The organism is Methanocaldococcus villosus KIN24-T80, assembly GCF_000371805.1.
In the GTDB taxonomy this organism is placed as follows: Archaea; AGJL01; Methanococci; order Methanococcales; family Methanocaldococcaceae; genus Methanocaldococcus; species Methanocaldococcus villosus.
Map to the genome: position 1 here is coordinate 426507 of NZ_AQUK01000001.1, position 15098 is coordinate 441604.

Genomic DNA, 15098 nt, shown 5'->3' on the forward strand with positions numbered 1-15098 from the left:
CTTTTATTTTCTTATTACTATCCTAAATCCATTATCTGTTTCTTCTGCAAGAATAACAGTGTATCCATTATTTTCAGCAAATCTTCTTATGTTCTCTAAAGCAGGTTTATAATCTCCAATAACTTCCAGCTCTTCCCCTTCTTTTAATTCTTCTAAAGCTTTTTTAGTTTTTAAAACAGGAATTGGACAGATATCTCCAGTAACATCTAATCTTTTCATTATATCACCAAAAAATAGATAATATGCATAAAAATATAAAAAACTGGGTATTTAAAAAATTAATATCATAAATTAAAATCTTCTTATGTTTGGATTTGATATTGATCTTTCTATTTCCCAAACTTCATTTAAAACACTTGATGATAGATGTGCCCTAATAACAGGAACTTTAAAAGCTGTTGCAATATGAGCTAAACTGTTATTATCTCCTTCTAATACAGGATACAAACCCTTATCAAATATGTAGTTTATATAATAGAATAACTCAGTAACAGTACCTATTTCATATGGATAAACTTTAACAAAATCACTCTCTTCATAAATAATATCTGTACATAAAAATCCATCAAATTCTACAGGTTCTTCTACTTCCAAATAATCAACCAATGATAAATCTTTATCTTTTACCATATCTTTTTTAATTTTTAAACCCAATAATATCTCTATATCTTCCTCTTCTTTAATTTCATCTATCTTTTCTCTGACCTTGCCTATTTCATTAAAAATATCCTTACAAACATATGCCCCATTTATATCTATTACCTTATAATCCAAAATATTCCTTAATTTAATGTAGATATCTACAATATCCTCTATAGATTCTGCCATAACAATAGGGAAGAGCTCACTATTGTTGTCTCTCAAAATTGTAGAGGAAACTATTGGTAAATCTGTTGTTATTGCACCTCCTAAATATTTAAATAGAGGAATATCAAAGCTATTAGCTGCAGCTCTTGCAACACTAACAGAGACTCCATAAGAAATTAAACTATTTTCAGACACTTCACAAATAATGTTGTCAATCAAATCAATATCTAAAGAATAACCAAACAGTTCTGGAGCAATAACATTATTTATCTCAGCTATAACATTATCAGGTTCTTCAGTATCTATAATTTCATAACCAAAAGAGTTTTCTGTTATTGTTGTGATCATAACTTTTATATCTCCTTTAAAAACTTTTTTTGCAGATATTTTTCTAATAATATCCAACATCTCACTCTCTTATAGGCTTTAATGGAACCTTTCCTTTTTTTATTTCTTCATATGCAATTTTTAATGAACTTGTTTCATTTGTTTCTACTGTTGCATAAGCCCCATTAGATATTTGTAAACTTCTCGCTCCTAAAATTCTTGCTATCTCGAATTTAGTTAATTTCATGTTATCACCTAAAAAATAACTGGTGGGGCCGCCGGGATTTGAACCCGGGTCGCACGCCCCCCAAGCGCACAGGATAACCAAGCTACCCCACGGCCCCAAAACAATTTAAAGGCGAGCAATATCGTGTTCTATAATTTCATCAAATATCTCCTTACCATCTTTGGAAATTCTATAGGAGATAAACATTCTTCTACAACAGTATTTTTTTATTCCCAAATCATCTAAAACATCTTTTGGATGTTCTCCATTTAATATTCTTCTTTTATATTCCTCAAAAACTTCTCCAATAACTTTACCACAAGAAAAACATCTTATAGGGAACATCATAACCCTCACCAAAAAATAGAAAAAATTTATCTGTAAGATTTTTGTCTCTTAGCTCTTGGACCTTTTGTAGATCTACTTGGTTTGTGTGGTTCAGTTCTTCTAGCATCACTAACTAACAGTGTTCTGTCATATGCTAAAAACTTATCCCTTAACTCTTTACTTCCTGTAAATTCAACTATTGCTTTACCTATTGCTGTTCTAGCAGCATCCATTTGACCCATTACCCCTCCTCCTCTAACAGTAACATCTATATCCATCTGACTTATAACTTCTTCTCCAGCTAATAATAATGGCTCCATCAGTTTCATTCTTTTATACTTAGGCTCTATTAATTCAATAGGTATCCTATTTATTCTTATTCTACCTTTCCCTGGTCTTGCTACAGCTCTTGCTATAGCCCTTTTCCTCTTACCTACTGTTATAACAATTTTTTCCATAAATTTTCACCTTTAAAACTTTGCTCCTAAGTGTTTACTAAGTTCCCCTAAAGTGATAAATTTGTTTGTCTTCAATTCATGAGATATTTTTTCATCTGGTTGTAAGTTTAATGGATTTCCAACATAAACTTTTACTCTTTTAAAAGCTTCTCTTCCTTTAGGTTTTTTATATGGTAACATTTTTCTTATAGTTCTTCTCAATATATCATCTGGCCTTCTTGGAAACTTTGGACCAAATCTTCTAGGATTTGCCACATTTTTCTTAGCTCTTTCTTCCTGATAATGCTTTATAATCCAATCTCTATTTCCTGTAATTATAACTTTTTCTGCATTAATAATTGTTATTTCTTCCCCTCTTAAAACCCTCTTTGCTACTGTTGAAGCTAATCTTCCTAATATTGCTCCTTCAGCATCAATCACTGTCATAGTGTTTCACCTTTTAAGCCATTATCCTAACATTTGATCCTTTAGGATTTCTTTCTAACAACTCTTCTATTGTTATTGCCTCTCCTCCAGCTTCTTTAATTATTCTTTTTGCAGACTCACTAAAAGCATATGCTGCAACAACTACTCTCTTCTCCAATTTTCCTGCACCTAAAACTTTACCTGGAACGACTATAGTTTCATTTTCTTTAGCATACCTGTTTATCTTACTAATATTAACTTCTACCCTTCTTCTTGTAGGTTTAGCCAACTTTTCAGCAACAACTTTCCAAATTTTTGCATTATTTTTATTTGATGCTTTTCTTAGTGTTTTTATCAGCCTAATTAATCTAGGATTTGTTTTCATCAGCCTTCTCATCTTTATCACCTAACAATTCCAACTGATGTAAAAAACTAAACGCTTTTTCTTTTAGTATTTTGATGGCCTCTTTTAAAATCTCTTCTCCATCCATCTGACCAAATGTTTCAACAAAAAATTCAACTTCATCATCTTTTATTCTATAAACAGCATTACATGGTTGCCATTTAGCATGAACTTTTCCAATCCCTGGAACTGCCTCACAAACAATTTTTATTTTCTGCTTTTCTCCCAATTTAACTATTGGAATATTTTTAAATGCAACTTCCCCATTTTCAGATTTTAAATCTGAGCTATAAACTGTGCAAGGACCTTCTTTTTCTAATGTAAAAGTAATAACCTCTTTATCTGATGCAGGTTTTCCTTTTATTGGGATTAAACCCAATCTATGAGCTAATATTTCATCATCCATCGAAGAAGTGTTTTCATATATATAGACATCTTCAATAGCATATGTTGGGACTTCAGAAATCATTATCCTTCTTATTGCATTACAAAAAGAAATAGGGGCTTTTAAAGAAAAAATAAACTCTTCCCCTATTTTTGTCTGTTTTTTCTCTTTAATGGTTAACAAATAAAACCACCTTATTTTTTATAGGCTTTCTTAGGTGTTGTACCATCGTGTGGAATTGGAGTAACATCTTCTATTCTTCCTATTCTCAATCCAGCCCTTGCCAGTGCTCTTATAGCAGCCTGAGCTCCTGGACCTGGATTTTTCTGTCCAGATCCACCAGGTGCTCTAACTTTTATGTGTATATTGTAAATACCTCTCTCTTTTAATATTTCAGCAACTCTAAAAGCAGCCTGCATAGCAACATAAGGAGATCCTTCATCTCTCTGATTTCTTGTTATCATACCACCAGAAACCCTAGCTATTGTTTCTGCTCCTGTTATGTCAGTGGCATGTACTATAGTATTGTTATAAGATGAGAATATATGAACAATAGCCCAAATTTCTTTTTTCTGCTCAGCCATAGGTGTTTCACCTTTTTATTATTGTTCTTCTTTAACACTCTCTTCAGTAATTCCTATAATTTTAGCTCTTTCTGGATGATCTTTATTATTGAATGGAGAGTTTTTAGCATATGTTATCTTATCTTCTTCATCAACCTTTACCAAATAACTTGGAGCATCAATAATCCTTCCATTAACTGCTATATGCCTATGAACAATTAACTGTCTTGCCTGCTTAGGAGTTCTTGCTAAACCTTTCCTAAAAACTAATGTTTGTAATCTTCTTTCCAATATATCCTCTACAGTTAAGGACAAAACATCATCCAATGTAGGATTCTCTTTTTTTAATATTCCATATCTTTTTAATACATTAAATAATTGTTCCATCTCTTTTTGTCCTTGAGGTGTATCTAATAATCTTATCAGCCTTCTTGCCTGTCTTCTATATTTTCTTAATAATGTCTCAGCTTTCCAAACTTCTCTTTTTCTTCTTAAACCATATTTTCTACACAATTCTTTTTCTCTTTCAATTCTTTCTTTTATCCATGGATGGTTAGGTGTTTCATATTTTTTAGGAAATCTTCTTCTAGGATCTCCCATCTAATCACCTTTATTTTTTCTTTCTTGAAACTCCTACAGTTGGACCTCTTCTGAATGTACTTCTTGTTCTTTGTCCTCTAACAGGTAATCCTAATTCATGTCTTATTCCTCTATAACACTTAATTCTCTTCAATCTGTTTATATCTTCTTGTTTTACTATAATTAAATCACTTTCAATAACGTGTTTATCTTCACCTGTGACATAATCTTTTCTTCTGTTAAACATCCATGATGGTATTCCATATTTTGCAGGATCAGAGAGAACATCTTCTATTTTCTTAACCTCTTCATCTGTTAAATAACCGGCCTTTTTATTTGGATCTATTCCTGTAACTCTAATAATTGCTCTAGCCATTGCTTCTCCAACACCGTAGATATCTTGAAGGGCCATGATAACCTTCTTATTACCATCTATATCAGTTCTTGATATTCTAAGCAAATACTTAAATTCAGCCTGCTCAGTCAAATTTACACCTCCAAAAAATCGTGTTTGACCTTTAAATATTGATGGTAAAAATAAGTGGCGCGGAGGGGGGGATTTGAACCCCCGCGGGGCAAAGCCCCATGGGATCTCCAGTCCCACGCCTTAGCCGGGCTTGGCTACCTCCGCACTATAACAAAGGATAATTAAAAAGTAATTGATATATATTATTTTCGGTTTTAATATAATGGATGTTATATGGTTAATACATATATGGTATTTAAAACTTTTTATCGTGGTTTATATGGTAAAAGTAAAAGAGTATATGACAAAAAATGTAATAACAGTAAAAAAAGATGACAAAGTAAAAGATGTTATAGAGCTATTCAAAAAAACAAAACATAAATCATTTCCTGTAGTTGAAAATGGTAAATTAGTAGGGATAGTTTCTTTAGTAGATATTGTTGGAAAGGATGATAATGAAAGAGTAGAGAATGTTATGACTAAAAGAGATGATATGGTCATTACCCATCCTGATGAAGATATTATGAATGTGGGTAGAATAATGTTTAGAACAGGGTTATCAAAATTACCTGTTGTTGATGAAAAAAATAATTTAGTAGGGCTTATATCAAATATGGATGTTATAAGATCACAGATAGAAAAAACTACCCCTAAAAAATTAGAAAGAATTATAAATACATACAAAAGCTTAGGTTATAAATTAGAAGTAAAAAAAGGAAAAGTTGAAATTCATAAATTAAAACCTACTCAGAATAAAATACATTCTGATGAATTAATTGGTAGAATATATGAATTAAAAAAAGGATTAGCTGAACCAATTATTGTTATTAAAAAGAAAAATGATGATAAATACATACTTTTAGATGGTCATCATAGAGCGGTAGCTGCATATAAATTAGGTATTCCTGAATTAGATGCATATATAATTTATTTAGACACTGATAAAAAGCTAGGAATTGAAAGAACTGCTGAAAGTTTGAACTTAAAAACTTTAAGAGATATTAAAATAGTGGAGCATGATATTGAAAATAGTGAAAATATATTTAAAAAGATTTAAAGTTTTTTCTTAAAAAATTTACATGTATTTTTATAGATTATGTTTTTAACCTCATTAATATCCATCTCTTTTATCTCAGATATTATTTTATAGACAAATTTAACATTTATAGGCTCATTCCTTTGCTTTTTTATTGGAGATAAATAAGGGCTGTCAGTTTCTGTAGTTATATAATCTATATCTAACTTTTCAACTAATTTTTTATGATGCTCTGAAAAACATACTAATGTAGATATTGAAATTAAATTTCCACTCTCTCCAATCTCTTTAGCCAGCTCTAGACTTCCTGAGTAGCAATGGAACATTATAGGTTGATCTGATAGTTTAAATATCCTCTCCTCAAAACCTCTTGCATGGGCTACAATAGGTTTATTTATCTCCTTAGAAAGTTCTAAGAATTTTTTAAATATTTCTTCCTGTCTTTTTATATTTTCTATCTTAACATCCATCCCTATTTCTCCTACAGCCAATATTTCTTTTTCATTTTCTTTTATAAGATTATAAACTTTATTAATAATTTTATCATCAGCATTAACTCTTGAAGGGTGATAACCTAAGGTAAGGTAAATATCATACAATCTCTTACAATTTAAAGCTCTTACACACCCTCCAAATGAAGCACCACTTGTAATGATTATAACATTATTCTCTTTAGCCCTTTTCACAACTTCATCTCTATTTTTATTAAACGCTTTATCCTCTATATGACAGTGTGCATCAACATATTTACTCATGTGCTATCCCAATAATATCTTTAAGTTCTAACCCTTCTTTATCCAAAAACTCTTTAATTTCTTTATATATTTTATTAAAAACATCATAACCTCTAAAATATACAGCAGAACCTATTTGCACTGCTGAAGCTCCTGCCATAAAATATTCTAATGCATCTCTTCCATTAAATATTCCACCCACACCTATTATTGGTTTTTTGTATTCATAAAGCTCATAAACAACCCTTACACCTATTGGCTTAATATACTTTCCACTTAAACCTCCAAACTTATTTGATAATATTGGCTTTTTCATATTTATATCAATGACCATACCTTTAACTGTATTTATAGCTGTAAATCCATCAACAACATTACAAAGTGCCTCAGCTATCTCCCTAATATTAACCATTGGAGATATTTTAGCAAAAACAGGAATATTTACAGCAGATTTTACAGATTTACAGACATTATATGATAAATCTACATCTTGCCCAATCTCTAAACCATATCCTTTAGCATGTGGGCAAGATATATTTAGTTCAATCATATCTACATAAGGTTCTATTTTTTTAGCAACTTCTTTAAATTCTTCTTCATCTTTCCCATATATAGAAGCTATTATCCTTACACCTATTTTATCTAAAAATCCTCTAATTTTTTTTAGTTCTTCTATGTAATTATCTACTCCTGGATTTGCTAAACCTACAGCATTTAAAAATCCTTCATCCAACTCAACAATCACAGGATTTTTATGACCCATATTTGGCTTTAGCCCAATAGATTTTGTAGTTACTGCTCCAGCTCCATTTATTGCAATCCTTTTTAAAGCTCCTGCATTATCTCCCATTATTCCACTAGCTAAAAATATTGGATTTTTAAATTTTATACCACATAATTTTATTTCCATTAGATCACCATTGTTTCTTACTTTTTAAAACCCTATACCCTCCTTTAATTTCCACTGTTTCTACATTTCCAAAAATTTCTTCCATATAATTAGCTAAACTTTTAGCCCCTTGCTTCGTTCTAATAACAAGCCAAATTTCCCCACCATCTTTTAAATAATCTTTCCCCTCCCCAATTATCCTATTTAGCACTTCTTTCCCCGCCCTTATTGGAGGATTTGTAATAATTTTATCAAATCTCTTATTTATATTGTTAAATAAATCACTATAAACCACATCAATATATTTATCAGAAAGGTTATTTAATTTTATATTTTCTTTGGCCAATTTTAAAGCCCTTCTATTGATATCACTCATCAAAACTGACTTAACTTCATCAGCTAAAGCTATCCCTATAACACCATAACCACATCCTAAATCAAGAATTTCATCATTCTTATTAACTTCAACACTTTCAACCAATATTTTTGTTCCTTTATCAATTTTATCACTAGAAAATACACCACTATCAGTTTTAAATTTTAATAACTTTCCTCTTAAGATATCTTCAATAATTTTTATATTTGATTTTGTTGTTGGTTTTTCTGAAAAATAGTGCATACTCTCACCATAATTTTTAATACTAAGAAATTAAAATAAAGTTATATTGTGAGATCATGGTAATAGATGAAGTTTTGAAAAATGAGATTTATAAATCTTTAGGTTGCACAGAGGTAGCTCTTATTGGGTATACAGTAGCAAAAGCCAAACCTAAAGACTTAAAAGAGATCAAAGAGATAAAGTTAATTTTAGGAAAAAGTGTTTTTAAAAATGCTTTTTCTGTTGGTGTGCCAAATACAGGTAAGTTTGGAATTTTGCCAGCAGTTGTTGGGGGCTTGCTTGGAGAAAAAGAAAATGGATTAGAAATTTTTAGAGATATCGAATATGATGAAGAATTAGAAAATATTGTTAGGAACAGATTAAAAATAGAGGTTGTTAATAAGGATGTTTATTGCAGAGTAATTATAAATAAGATCTATGAAGCTGAATCTACATATTATTATAAGAGGGTTGATGATAAGTTAAAAGAAAAATTTAAAAGTTTAGACTTAAAAGATTTCTTAGATTATATAGATAATTTACCAAAAGATATAGAAGAACTCATAAAAGATGTTATAAAAACAAATAAAGAATTTGTTAATGGATTTTTAGATATTGATTTTGGAGATCTTAATAATATAATAAAAGCTACAGCTTCAGCAGTTTATAATAGAATGATGGGTTTTAATAAAGAAGCTTATGCCATTGCTGGTAGTGGAAATATGGGATTAATGGCTACATTGCCAATAATATTTTATGATAGGGAGAATAGAGAATTAATAAAGTCACTAGCCCTATCAGCATTAATAACAATATATGCCACTTATCACACATCCTACATATCTTCTATGTGTGGGTGTGTAAATAGAGGAGGATTAGGATGTGTATGTGGTTTAGCATACTATTTAAATAAAGATATAGAAAAAGCCATGAAAAGTTTTTTAGCCAACATAACAGGCATAATATGTGATGGAGGAAAACCATCATGTTCATTAAAAATAGCTTCTGGGGTGTTTTCAGCATATTTATCATTATTCTATGAAACTAAGGATTATGAAGGTATCATTGGGAAAGATTTTAAAGAGTGTATTAAGAATTTAAGTGAAATAACAAAATCTATGAACTTAGAAGACAAAATAATAGAATTAATGTTAAAAAAAGATGTGAAATTATGAAGAAAAGGAATATTACTGAACTACAAATATTAGCTGAGATTTTAAGAAAACAGCCATATGTTAAACAGAAAGAGATTGCTGACAACTTAGATATAACAGTCCAAGCTGTATCTGAACACATTAGAAATCTATTAAAAAAAGGATATATTAGATCAAGAGGAAGAGGAGAATATGTAATAACAGAAAAAGGAATAAGGAGATTAAAAAGTTGGATAAAAGAATTTAGTAGTTATTTAGAAGAAATAAATTCAGCTATATACAGATATAAAGATATTTGGCCTGCTATAGCTGAGGAAGATCTAAATGAAGGAGATGAGGTTTATTTACATATGAAAGATGGATTATTACATGCTACTAAAAAGAAAGTAGGGGAAGCTAGAGCAAAAATTTTACATGGTGGAAAGGCTGGGGAAGATGTAGCCATAACAGAAATTAGAGGAATTATTGATATTCCTAAATCAAAAGTAATAATATTCAAAATTCCACCAGAAACTTTTGGAGGCTCAAGAAATGTAGATTATGAGAAGATAAAAGAGATGCTAAATAAAATGGAGAATTATGTTACAGCTACTATGGGAACTGTGGGATATGTGGTTGCTAAAAAACTAAATTTAAATCCTGATATAAGATTTGCAGTTATTGAAGGAATAGTTAATGCCTGTAATAGAGGTTGTAATGTTATAGCCTTTATAACAGGAAAGATGGCTGAAAGGGTTATAAAAAGGTTAAATGATGAGAAGATAAATTATATCATTATAGATGTGAGTAGAAATGTATAATATAATATTAGCCAATTCAGCTTTAGAATTGATCCCAAAAGAGATTAAAAATAAAATAAAACCCTCTAAAGTTTATAAATATGATATTTTAGATGCTAATTATCATTATAAAGCTATGAAATTTTTAAAAGATAGAGAAAGAAGAGGTAGGCCGGATATAGTTCATGTTTCACTTTTAACAATCTTAGATTCTCCTTTAAATCATGAGAGGATGTTAAATACTTATGTTCATACATATGATAATAAAGTTCTTTATATTGATCCAAAAACAAGATTACCAAGGAATTATTTTAGATTTTTAGGTGTTATGGAAAAAGTATTGAAAGGTTATAAAAATCCATTAATAAAATTGGAAAAGAAAACTTTAGAAGAACTCTTATTTGATATAAATGCCAAAAATATAGCATTATTAACCAAGAAGGGAAAGGTTATTAACATAAATGATATGAAAAGATATGATACTTTTTTAATTGGTGGTTTTCCATATGGTGAGATTAGAATAAATGAAGAGGGATTAAATATAGATAAGATATCTCTCTATAATAAAGGATTAATGGCTTGGACTGTCTGTGGAATTGTCTGTTATTCACTATATTTTAAGTGAAAACATGAAAACATATATAGGAAAGATCCATTTAAAATGGTGTTATAATTGTAATCTCCCTATATTAGGGAAAAAATGTGATATATGTAATACTGAAGCTTTACCAGTTAAACTAACCCCTCCAGGGGATGCAAGGTTAGGGTTTAGGTATGATATTGATTTCATAAATGAATGCTTAGAAAGAGAGTTTGGAGCTAAAAGCATTGAAGATGGAATTATTTTATTAAATAAACTTCCAGGCAATTTAGAAGCTTATGAAGTAATAGTGGATGGGATAGTTAAATATATTTTATATTACAATGAAGAGAAAGAAACTTGGAAAATAAAATTGAAACTACATGGAGCTTATGACTTAATTGAGAAGGGAGCTAATAAAAGGATAGTAAAGATAAAAAATGACTTATTAAATATTTTAAAAGACAAATCAACACTTCTAAGACCAGGAATAATTGAAATTACTAATGATATAGAAAGAGGGGATGATGTTATCATAGTTAATGAAGATGAGAGAGTTGTAGGTGTAGGGTTAGCAATGCTATCATCTAATGAGATAGAAAAGATAGAAAGAGGAAAAATAATAAAGGTTAGATTTTTTAATAAAAATTTCCAAAATAGAAAATTAGAGAGATATAAATTAGAAGAGGCTTTAAATCTCATGATTGAGGCAAACAATAGTGTTATTTATAATTATGAAAAGAATGCTATAGGATTTATAAAAAACAGCTATGAAAAAATAAAAAAGCCCGTAATTGTTGCATATTCAGGAGGAAAAGATAGTTTAGTCACATTAATATTAACACTTAAAGCATTAAAAAAAGAAAATGTTGAAGTTATTTTTATTGACACAGGTTTAGAATTCCCTGAAACATTAAAAAATATTGAAGAAGTTGAAAATTTTTTCAATATTGAAATAAAGAGATTAGAAGCTGAGAATTTCTGGGAAAAGATAAAAGAATATGGAATACCATCTAGAGATTATAGATGGTGCTCTGAAGTTTGTAAATTAAATCCTTTAAAAGAATATTTAAAAGATAGAGAAGTATTGTCATTTGTTGGAATAAGAAAATATGAAAGCTTTAGTAGAGCTAAAAAAAGACTAATTTATAGGAATACTTATATAAAAAATCAAATAAATGCTCTCCCAATATTCCATTGGACTGCTTTACATGTTTGGATATATATATTAAAAGAAGGGGCTCCTTACAATAAGCTGTATGAAAAAGGATTTGATAGGGTAGGGTGCTATATCTGCCCAGCTATGGAGTTAGGAGAGATGGATAGGGTAAGAAAATTATACCCTGAACTTTGGGAAAAATGGGAAAATGTTTTAAAAGAGTATGCTAATAAATATAAATTACCTGAAGATTGGATAAGAAAGGGGCTTTGGAGATGGAAAAAATTTCATCCAAAAGATATATGGTGAAATAGTGAGAAGATTTATAGTTATATTGATAATAGCACTCATGTCAGGATGTATAAATATTCAATTTATGCCTCCACCATTAAATGATGATTTCTCATCATACAACCTAGGTGAAAAAGCCCCATTTGGACCTTGGAAAGTAAAAGGTAATGGAACATTTACAATAACTCCAATATTTTCAGAGGATAATAAAGTTATGAATAAAGTTGTTGAAGCTGAAGGAGATGGAATAATGTATGTTGATAGAAATTATACAAATTTTGTTTATTATATTGATATAAAAAGGAAAAAATTAATAGATTCTCCAAAGATATACTTTAGGTTAAATGGTGATGCTACTGCTGGTTATTGTATTGTTGTAGAACCATTTGATAGAGGCTACAAATTATACAAATTCAATGGTACTAAATGGGTGTTGTTAAATCAAACTTACAATGCTGCCCCAGCTGAGGTGTCATTTTTTAGATATATGGTAATAGCTAATGGTAATAAGATAACATTTAAAGTTAATGCATATACTTATATAACATATATTGATAAAAATCCAATATTAGAGGGAGGTATAGGATTTGGAGGACAAGGTTATTTTGATAATGTGAGAGTAGAACCATTAGAAGAGTAGATGTATATGGATGATAGAGAGTGGGAAAAGATATACAATAAAATTATTGAGGATTTTAATTTTGATAAAGAAAAAGATGTTGAAGCAGCTAAAATATTAAGTTCTTTTTTTAAAGAAAAACCTGATGTTAAGATATTAGAAAAGATGATTAAAGGTAAAGAAGTTTTTATTTTTGGGGCAGGTCCATCATTAAAGAGACATGTAAAGATATTGAAAAATATAAAAAAATGTCAGCCAATAATTGTTGCTGATGGGGCATGTAAAGCTTTTTTAGAAGAAGGTATAATCCCTGATATAATAGTATCTGATTTGGATGGAGATATTGAAAGTTTAATAGAGTGCAATAAAAAGGGTGCAATAGTAGTTTTGCATGCACATGGGGATAATATTGATAAGATAAAGAAATACTTCCACAAATTAAAAAATGTTATTCCTACAACACAGATTCCAGAATATAAAAAATATAAATTATATAACTTTTATGGTTTCACTGATGGTGATAGATGTTGCTACTTAGCATATTATTTTAAAGCCAAAAAATTAATATTAGGTGGGATGGATTTTGGGGAATATGTAACAAAATATTCTAGACCAGAAATAAAAGGAGAAATAGAAAAAGCTGATAACATAAAAGCAAAAAAATTGAGGTATGCAGAGTATCTGATTAATCTATTGAAAGATAAAATAGAGATTGTATTTTTACCATAATTCTTTAATTTTTTCACATAGTATAATAAAATCTTCCTTCATATGTTCTACATTTATACTTATTCTAATTCTTTCACTCCCTTTGGGTACAGTAGGGTATCTTATGGGAATGCAAAAAATATTATTTTTTATTAAATACTCTGCTATCTTAACAGTCTTATCTCTAAAAATAAATGGATAAATTGGAGTTTCATTTTCCCTATTAATGAAGTTATATGATTTAAATATTTTATTTGCCAAATTTATATTCTTTTTTAACTTCTTAACAACTTTGCCCTCTTCTATTATTTCTATAGCCTTTATTGCAGCTTCAACTATGGCTGGAGGTAGTGCTGTTGTAAATATAAAACTCCTTGAAGTATTTATTAAATAATCTTTTAGCTCCTCTACTCCACAAACACATCCTCCTAAACATCCAATAGCTTTTGATAATGTAACTATAATAATAATATTATCATCTGGTTTGATATTAAAATACTCTAAAGCCCCTTTTCCATTCCCTAAAACACCTGTTGCATGTGCATCATCTAATATTAACACTGCCCCAAAATCATCAGCTATCTTTTTTAATTCATTTAAAGGAGCTATATCACCATCCATACTAAAAACGGAGTCAGTTATAATGAAAATATTATTATAATTTTTATAGTTTTTTTCTAATAAATCTAAAAGATGATTTGTATCACAGTGTTTGTAAATTAACCTGTCAGCTTTACTTAATCTACAACCATCTATTATTGATGCATGATTAAGTTCATCACTTAAAATTAGATCTCCTTTCTTACAAATTGCAGATATTGATAGATTAGCCATATAACCAGTTGGATATAATAAAGAGCTTTCTGTTCCTTTAAATTTAGCCATTTTTTCTTCTAACTTTTCATGATTTATATTTCCTGAAGTTAATCTTGATCCTGTTGAGCCTACACCATATTTAGCTCCATTTTTAAGAGCTTCAATTACTTCAGGATGTTTTGATAAACATAAATAATCATTAGATGAAAAATTTATTCCTTTAACCTTTCTTAGTTCCCTATACAAGTTGTTATCTTTAATTTTATCAATTTCTTTTTTTAATACTTCTCTAAACATTTTTTCACAATTTCTAAGACCTTCTTTATCCCTTTCTCTATTCCATCTTTTTGTCTCTCTTTAACATTTTCAAATGTTAATAAGTTAGCATAAACATCTGTTGTAAATAGATAACACTTATCAGCTATTATACAAATAGCCCCTCTACCTACACCAGCTGTTGAAGCTAAAGCAATATCAGGATTTAATTTATCTTTTAAAGATTCAGCTATTTTTTTAGCAACAGCTAAATCATTTTTTTCAGAATAGGCTTTGGCATATTTATAATAATAATCTGGTTTAGGTAAAGAGATATTGAAAAGTTTTTCAATTGCATAAATAGAGGGTAGAAACATAGAACACAATACCTTAACATTTTTCACAATTTTTAAATCTTCTTCAGAGAAAAGGTATTTATATTCAAACTCTTCATAACCAGATGCTGCCTTATGAATGCTCAACCCTATCTTACCATGTGTGAAGCATTCAGCTGTTGCTAATGTTATCATATAA

At 29.4% G+C, this 15098-nt stretch carries 23 protein-coding genes and 2 tRNA genes; 7 read left to right on the top strand and 18 right to left on the bottom strand.

The annotated features are described in order from the left end of the window. Window positions 1–3: 3 nt before the first annotated feature. From METVI_RS0102470 to METVI_RS0102530, 13 genes are all read right to left on the bottom strand, one after another. Window positions 4–219, bottom strand: a complete 216-nt coding sequence (locus tag METVI_RS0102470; RefSeq protein WP_004592111.1) for a sulfurtransferase TusA family protein — start codon at window positions 217–219, stop codon at window positions 4–6. Window positions 220–291: 72 nt separating this feature from the next. Continuing rightward, window positions 292–1215 (bottom strand): phosphopyruvate hydratase family protein, encoded by a 924-nt coding sequence (locus tag METVI_RS0102475; protein WP_004592109.1) that lies wholly within the window; start codon window positions 1213–1215, stop codon window positions 292–294. A 1-nt stretch (window position 1216) separates the two neighbouring features. Continuing rightward, the gene (locus METVI_RS0102480; RefSeq protein ID WP_004592107.1) at window positions 1217–1381 is read right to left on the bottom strand and encodes a DNA-directed RNA polymerase subunit K; all 165 of its coding nucleotides are present in this window, start codon (window positions 1379–1381) and stop codon (window positions 1217–1219) included. A gap of 20 nt (window positions 1382–1401) precedes the next feature. Further along, window positions 1402–1478: transfer RNA gene (locus METVI_RS0102485), tRNA-Pro, on the bottom strand. An 8-nt stretch (window positions 1479–1486) separates the two neighbouring features. Continuing rightward, window positions 1487–1708: a DNA-directed RNA polymerase subunit N gene (locus METVI_RS0102490; RefSeq protein WP_004592105.1), complete on the bottom strand. Its 222-nt coding sequence runs from the start codon at window positions 1706–1708 to the stop codon at window positions 1487–1489. Between the two features lie 26 nt (window positions 1709–1734). Further along, window positions 1735–2145 carry a 30S ribosomal protein S9 gene (locus METVI_RS0102495; protein WP_004592103.1) on the bottom strand — a complete coding sequence of 137 codons (411 nt, stop codon included), beginning with the start codon at window positions 2143–2145 and terminating at the stop codon, window positions 1735–1737. Window positions 2146–2157: 12 nt separating this feature from the next. Beyond that, window positions 2158–2571, bottom strand: coding sequence for a 50S ribosomal protein L13 (locus METVI_RS0102500; RefSeq protein ID WP_004592101.1), 414 nt, complete (start codon window positions 2569–2571; stop codon window positions 2158–2160). A gap of 13 nt (window positions 2572–2584) precedes the next feature. Continuing rightward, the gene (locus METVI_RS0102505; RefSeq protein ID WP_004592099.1) at window positions 2585–2947 is read right to left on the bottom strand and encodes a 50S ribosomal protein L18e; all 363 of its coding nucleotides are present in this window, start codon (window positions 2945–2947) and stop codon (window positions 2585–2587) included. Next, window positions 2919–3521, bottom strand: a complete 603-nt coding sequence (locus METVI_RS0102510) for a DNA-directed RNA polymerase subunit D (RefSeq protein ID WP_004592097.1) — start codon at window positions 3519–3521, stop codon at window positions 2919–2921. Before METVI_RS0102510 ends, METVI_RS0102505 begins: the two co-directional genes overlap by 29 nt. A gap of 11 nt (window positions 3522–3532) precedes the next feature. Further along, window positions 3533–3922 (bottom strand): 30S ribosomal protein S11, encoded by a 390-nt coding sequence (locus METVI_RS0102515; protein ID WP_004592095.1) that lies wholly within the window; start codon window positions 3920–3922, stop codon window positions 3533–3535. A gap of 18 nt (window positions 3923–3940) precedes the next feature. Continuing rightward, window positions 3941–4501 carry a 30S ribosomal protein S4 gene (locus METVI_RS0102520; RefSeq protein ID WP_004592093.1) on the bottom strand — a complete coding sequence of 187 codons (561 nt, stop codon included), beginning with the start codon at window positions 4499–4501 and terminating at the stop codon, window positions 3941–3943. 10 nt (window positions 4502–4511) lie between these two features. Next, window positions 4512–4967: a 30S ribosomal protein S13 gene (locus METVI_RS0102525; protein WP_004592092.1), complete on the bottom strand. Its 456-nt coding sequence runs from the start codon at window positions 4965–4967 to the stop codon at window positions 4512–4514. Between the two features lie 55 nt (window positions 4968–5022). Then, window positions 5023–5111 (bottom strand) — tRNA-Ser (locus METVI_RS0102530). A 115-nt stretch (window positions 5112–5226) separates the two neighbouring features. Between METVI_RS0102530 and METVI_RS0102535 the strand changes: the two genes are divergently transcribed. After that, window positions 5227–6003 carry a CBS domain-containing ParB/RepB/Spo0J family partition protein gene (locus METVI_RS0102535; RefSeq protein ID WP_004592090.1) on the top strand — a complete coding sequence of 259 codons (777 nt, stop codon included), beginning with the start codon at window positions 5227–5229 and terminating at the stop codon, window positions 6001–6003. Here METVI_RS0102535 and METVI_RS0102540 read toward each other — a convergent pair. From METVI_RS0102540 to METVI_RS0102550, 3 genes are read right to left on the bottom strand one after another with little or no spacing between them, the layout of a single operon-like run. Continuing rightward, window positions 6000–6737, bottom strand: a complete 738-nt coding sequence (locus tag METVI_RS0102540; protein ID WP_017981004.1) for a YchF/TatD family DNA exonuclease — start codon at window positions 6735–6737, stop codon at window positions 6000–6002. The genes METVI_RS0102535 and METVI_RS0102540 overlap by 4 nt on opposite strands. Further along, a complete protein-coding gene (locus tag METVI_RS0102545; RefSeq protein WP_004592085.1) occupies window positions 6730–7626 on the bottom strand; it encodes a dihydroorotate dehydrogenase in 897 nt (298 codons plus the stop codon). Before METVI_RS0102545 ends, METVI_RS0102540 begins: the two co-directional genes overlap by 8 nt. Window positions 7627–7630: 4 nt before the next feature. Continuing rightward, window positions 7631–8224 carry a class I SAM-dependent methyltransferase gene (locus METVI_RS0102550; RefSeq protein ID WP_004592083.1) on the bottom strand — a complete coding sequence of 198 codons (594 nt, stop codon included), beginning with the start codon at window positions 8222–8224 and terminating at the stop codon, window positions 7631–7633. Between the two features lie 56 nt (window positions 8225–8280). On the opposite strand from METVI_RS0102550, the gene METVI_RS0102555 reads away from it, so the two are divergent. The 6 genes from METVI_RS0102555 to METVI_RS0102580 are packed head-to-tail and all read left to right on the top strand — an operon-like array spanning window position 8281 to window position 13514. Next, window positions 8281–9378, top strand: coding sequence for an L-serine ammonia-lyase, iron-sulfur-dependent, subunit alpha (locus tag METVI_RS0102555; RefSeq protein WP_004592081.1), 1098 nt, complete (start codon window positions 8281–8283; stop codon window positions 9376–9378). Then, the gene (locus METVI_RS0102560) at window positions 9375–10157 is read left to right on the top strand and encodes a DUF7839 domain-containing protein (protein ID WP_004592079.1); all 783 of its coding nucleotides are present in this window, start codon (window positions 9375–9377) and stop codon (window positions 10155–10157) included. The genes METVI_RS0102555 and METVI_RS0102560 overlap by 4 nt, the downstream gene beginning before the upstream one ends. Further along, window positions 10150–10761: a 16S rRNA (pseudouridine(914)-N(1))-methyltransferase Nep1 gene (locus METVI_RS0102565; protein ID WP_004592077.1), complete on the top strand. Its 612-nt coding sequence runs from the start codon at window positions 10150–10152 to the stop codon at window positions 10759–10761. The genes METVI_RS0102560 and METVI_RS0102565 overlap by 8 nt, the downstream gene beginning before the upstream one ends. A 4-nt stretch (window positions 10762–10765) precedes the next feature. Then, complete coding sequence (locus METVI_RS0102570; RefSeq protein WP_017981005.1) at window positions 10766–12184, top strand: phosphoadenosine phosphosulfate reductase domain-containing protein; 1419 nt, start codon at window positions 10766–10768, stop codon at window positions 12182–12184. 4 nt (window positions 12185–12188) lie between these two features. Beyond that, on the top strand, window positions 12189–12806 hold the full coding sequence (locus tag METVI_RS0102575; protein WP_004592073.1) for a family 16 glycoside hydrolase: 618 nt from the start codon (window positions 12189–12191) through the stop codon (window positions 12804–12806). Next, window positions 12807–13514: a 6-hydroxymethylpterin diphosphokinase MptE-like protein gene (locus METVI_RS0102580; RefSeq protein WP_004592071.1), complete on the top strand. Its 708-nt coding sequence runs from the start codon at window positions 12807–12809 to the stop codon at window positions 13512–13514. On the opposite strand, the gene bioF is transcribed toward METVI_RS0102580, so the two are convergent. Then, window positions 13506–14606 carry an 8-amino-7-oxononanoate synthase gene (gene bioF / locus METVI_RS0102585; RefSeq protein WP_004592069.1) on the bottom strand — a complete coding sequence of 367 codons (1101 nt, stop codon included), beginning with the start codon at window positions 14604–14606 and terminating at the stop codon, window positions 13506–13508. The two genes, METVI_RS0102580 and bioF, sit on opposite strands and share 9 nt — an antisense overlap. Continuing rightward, entirely contained in the window at window positions 14588–15094 is a 507-nt protein-coding gene (locus METVI_RS0102590; protein ID WP_004592068.1) for a UPF0254 family protein, read from the bottom strand. The genes bioF and METVI_RS0102590 overlap by 19 nt, the downstream gene beginning before the upstream one ends. Window positions 15095–15098 lie beyond the last annotated feature (4 nt).

Excerpts from the sequence above, each read along its gene's own strand:
- METVI_RS0102470 (WP_004592111.1), bottom strand. The coding sequence starts at position 219 with ATGAAAAGATTAGATGTTACTGGAGATATCTGTCCAATTCCTGTTTTA.
- METVI_RS0102475 (WP_004592109.1), bottom strand. The coding sequence starts at position 1,215 with ATGTTGGATATTATTAGAAAAATATCTGCAAAAAAAGTTTTTAAAGGA.
- METVI_RS0102480 (WP_004592107.1), bottom strand. The coding sequence starts at position 1,381 with ATGAAATTAACTAAATTCGAGATAGCAAGAATTTTAGGAGCGAGAAGT.
- METVI_RS0102490 (WP_004592105.1), bottom strand. The coding sequence starts at position 1,708 with ATGATGTTCCCTATAAGATGTTTTTCTTGTGGTAAAGTTATTGGAGAA.
- METVI_RS0102495 (WP_004592103.1), bottom strand. The coding sequence starts at position 2,145 with ATGGAAAAAATTGTTATAACAGTAGGTAAGAGGAAAAGGGCTATAGCA.
- METVI_RS0102500 (WP_004592101.1), bottom strand. The coding sequence starts at position 2,571 with ATGACAGTGATTGATGCTGAAGGAGCAATATTAGGAAGATTAGCTTCA.
- METVI_RS0102505 (WP_004592099.1), bottom strand. The coding sequence starts at position 2,947 with ATGAGAAGGCTGATGAAAACAAATCCTAGATTAATTAGGCTGATAAAA.
- METVI_RS0102515 (WP_004592095.1), bottom strand. The coding sequence starts at position 3,922 with ATGGCTGAGCAGAAAAAAGAAATTTGGGCTATTGTTCATATATTCTCA.
- METVI_RS0102520 (WP_004592093.1), bottom strand. The coding sequence starts at position 4,501 with ATGGGAGATCCTAGAAGAAGATTTCCTAAAAAATATGAAACACCTAAC.
- METVI_RS0102535 (WP_004592090.1), top strand. The coding sequence starts at position 5,227 with ATGGTAAAAGTAAAAGAGTATATGACAAAAAATGTAATAACAGTAAAA.
- METVI_RS0102540 (WP_017981004.1), bottom strand. The coding sequence starts at position 6,737 with ATGAGTAAATATGTTGATGCACACTGTCATATAGAGGATAAAGCGTTT.
- METVI_RS0102545 (WP_004592085.1), bottom strand. The coding sequence starts at position 7,626 with ATGGAAATAAAATTATGTGGTATAAAATTTAAAAATCCAATATTTTTA.
- METVI_RS0102550 (WP_004592083.1), bottom strand. The coding sequence starts at position 8,224 with ATGCACTATTTTTCAGAAAAACCAACAACAAAATCAAATATAAAAATT.
- METVI_RS0102555 (WP_004592081.1), top strand. The coding sequence starts at position 8,281 with ATGGTAATAGATGAAGTTTTGAAAAATGAGATTTATAAATCTTTAGGT.
- METVI_RS0102560 (WP_004592079.1), top strand. The coding sequence starts at position 9,375 with ATGAAGAAAAGGAATATTACTGAACTACAAATATTAGCTGAGATTTTA.
- METVI_RS0102565 (WP_004592077.1), top strand. The coding sequence starts at position 10,150 with ATGTATAATATAATATTAGCCAATTCAGCTTTAGAATTGATCCCAAAA.
- METVI_RS0102570 (WP_017981005.1), top strand. The coding sequence starts at position 10,766 with ATGAAAACATATATAGGAAAGATCCATTTAAAATGGTGTTATAATTGT.
- METVI_RS0102580 (WP_004592071.1), top strand. The coding sequence starts at position 12,807 with ATGTATATGGATGATAGAGAGTGGGAAAAGATATACAATAAAATTATT.
- bioF (WP_004592069.1), bottom strand. The coding sequence starts at position 14,606 with ATGTTTAGAGAAGTATTAAAAAAAGAAATTGATAAAATTAAAGATAAC.
- METVI_RS0102590 (WP_004592068.1), bottom strand. The coding sequence starts at position 15,094 with ATGATAACATTAGCAACAGCTGAATGCTTCACACATGGTAAGATAGGG.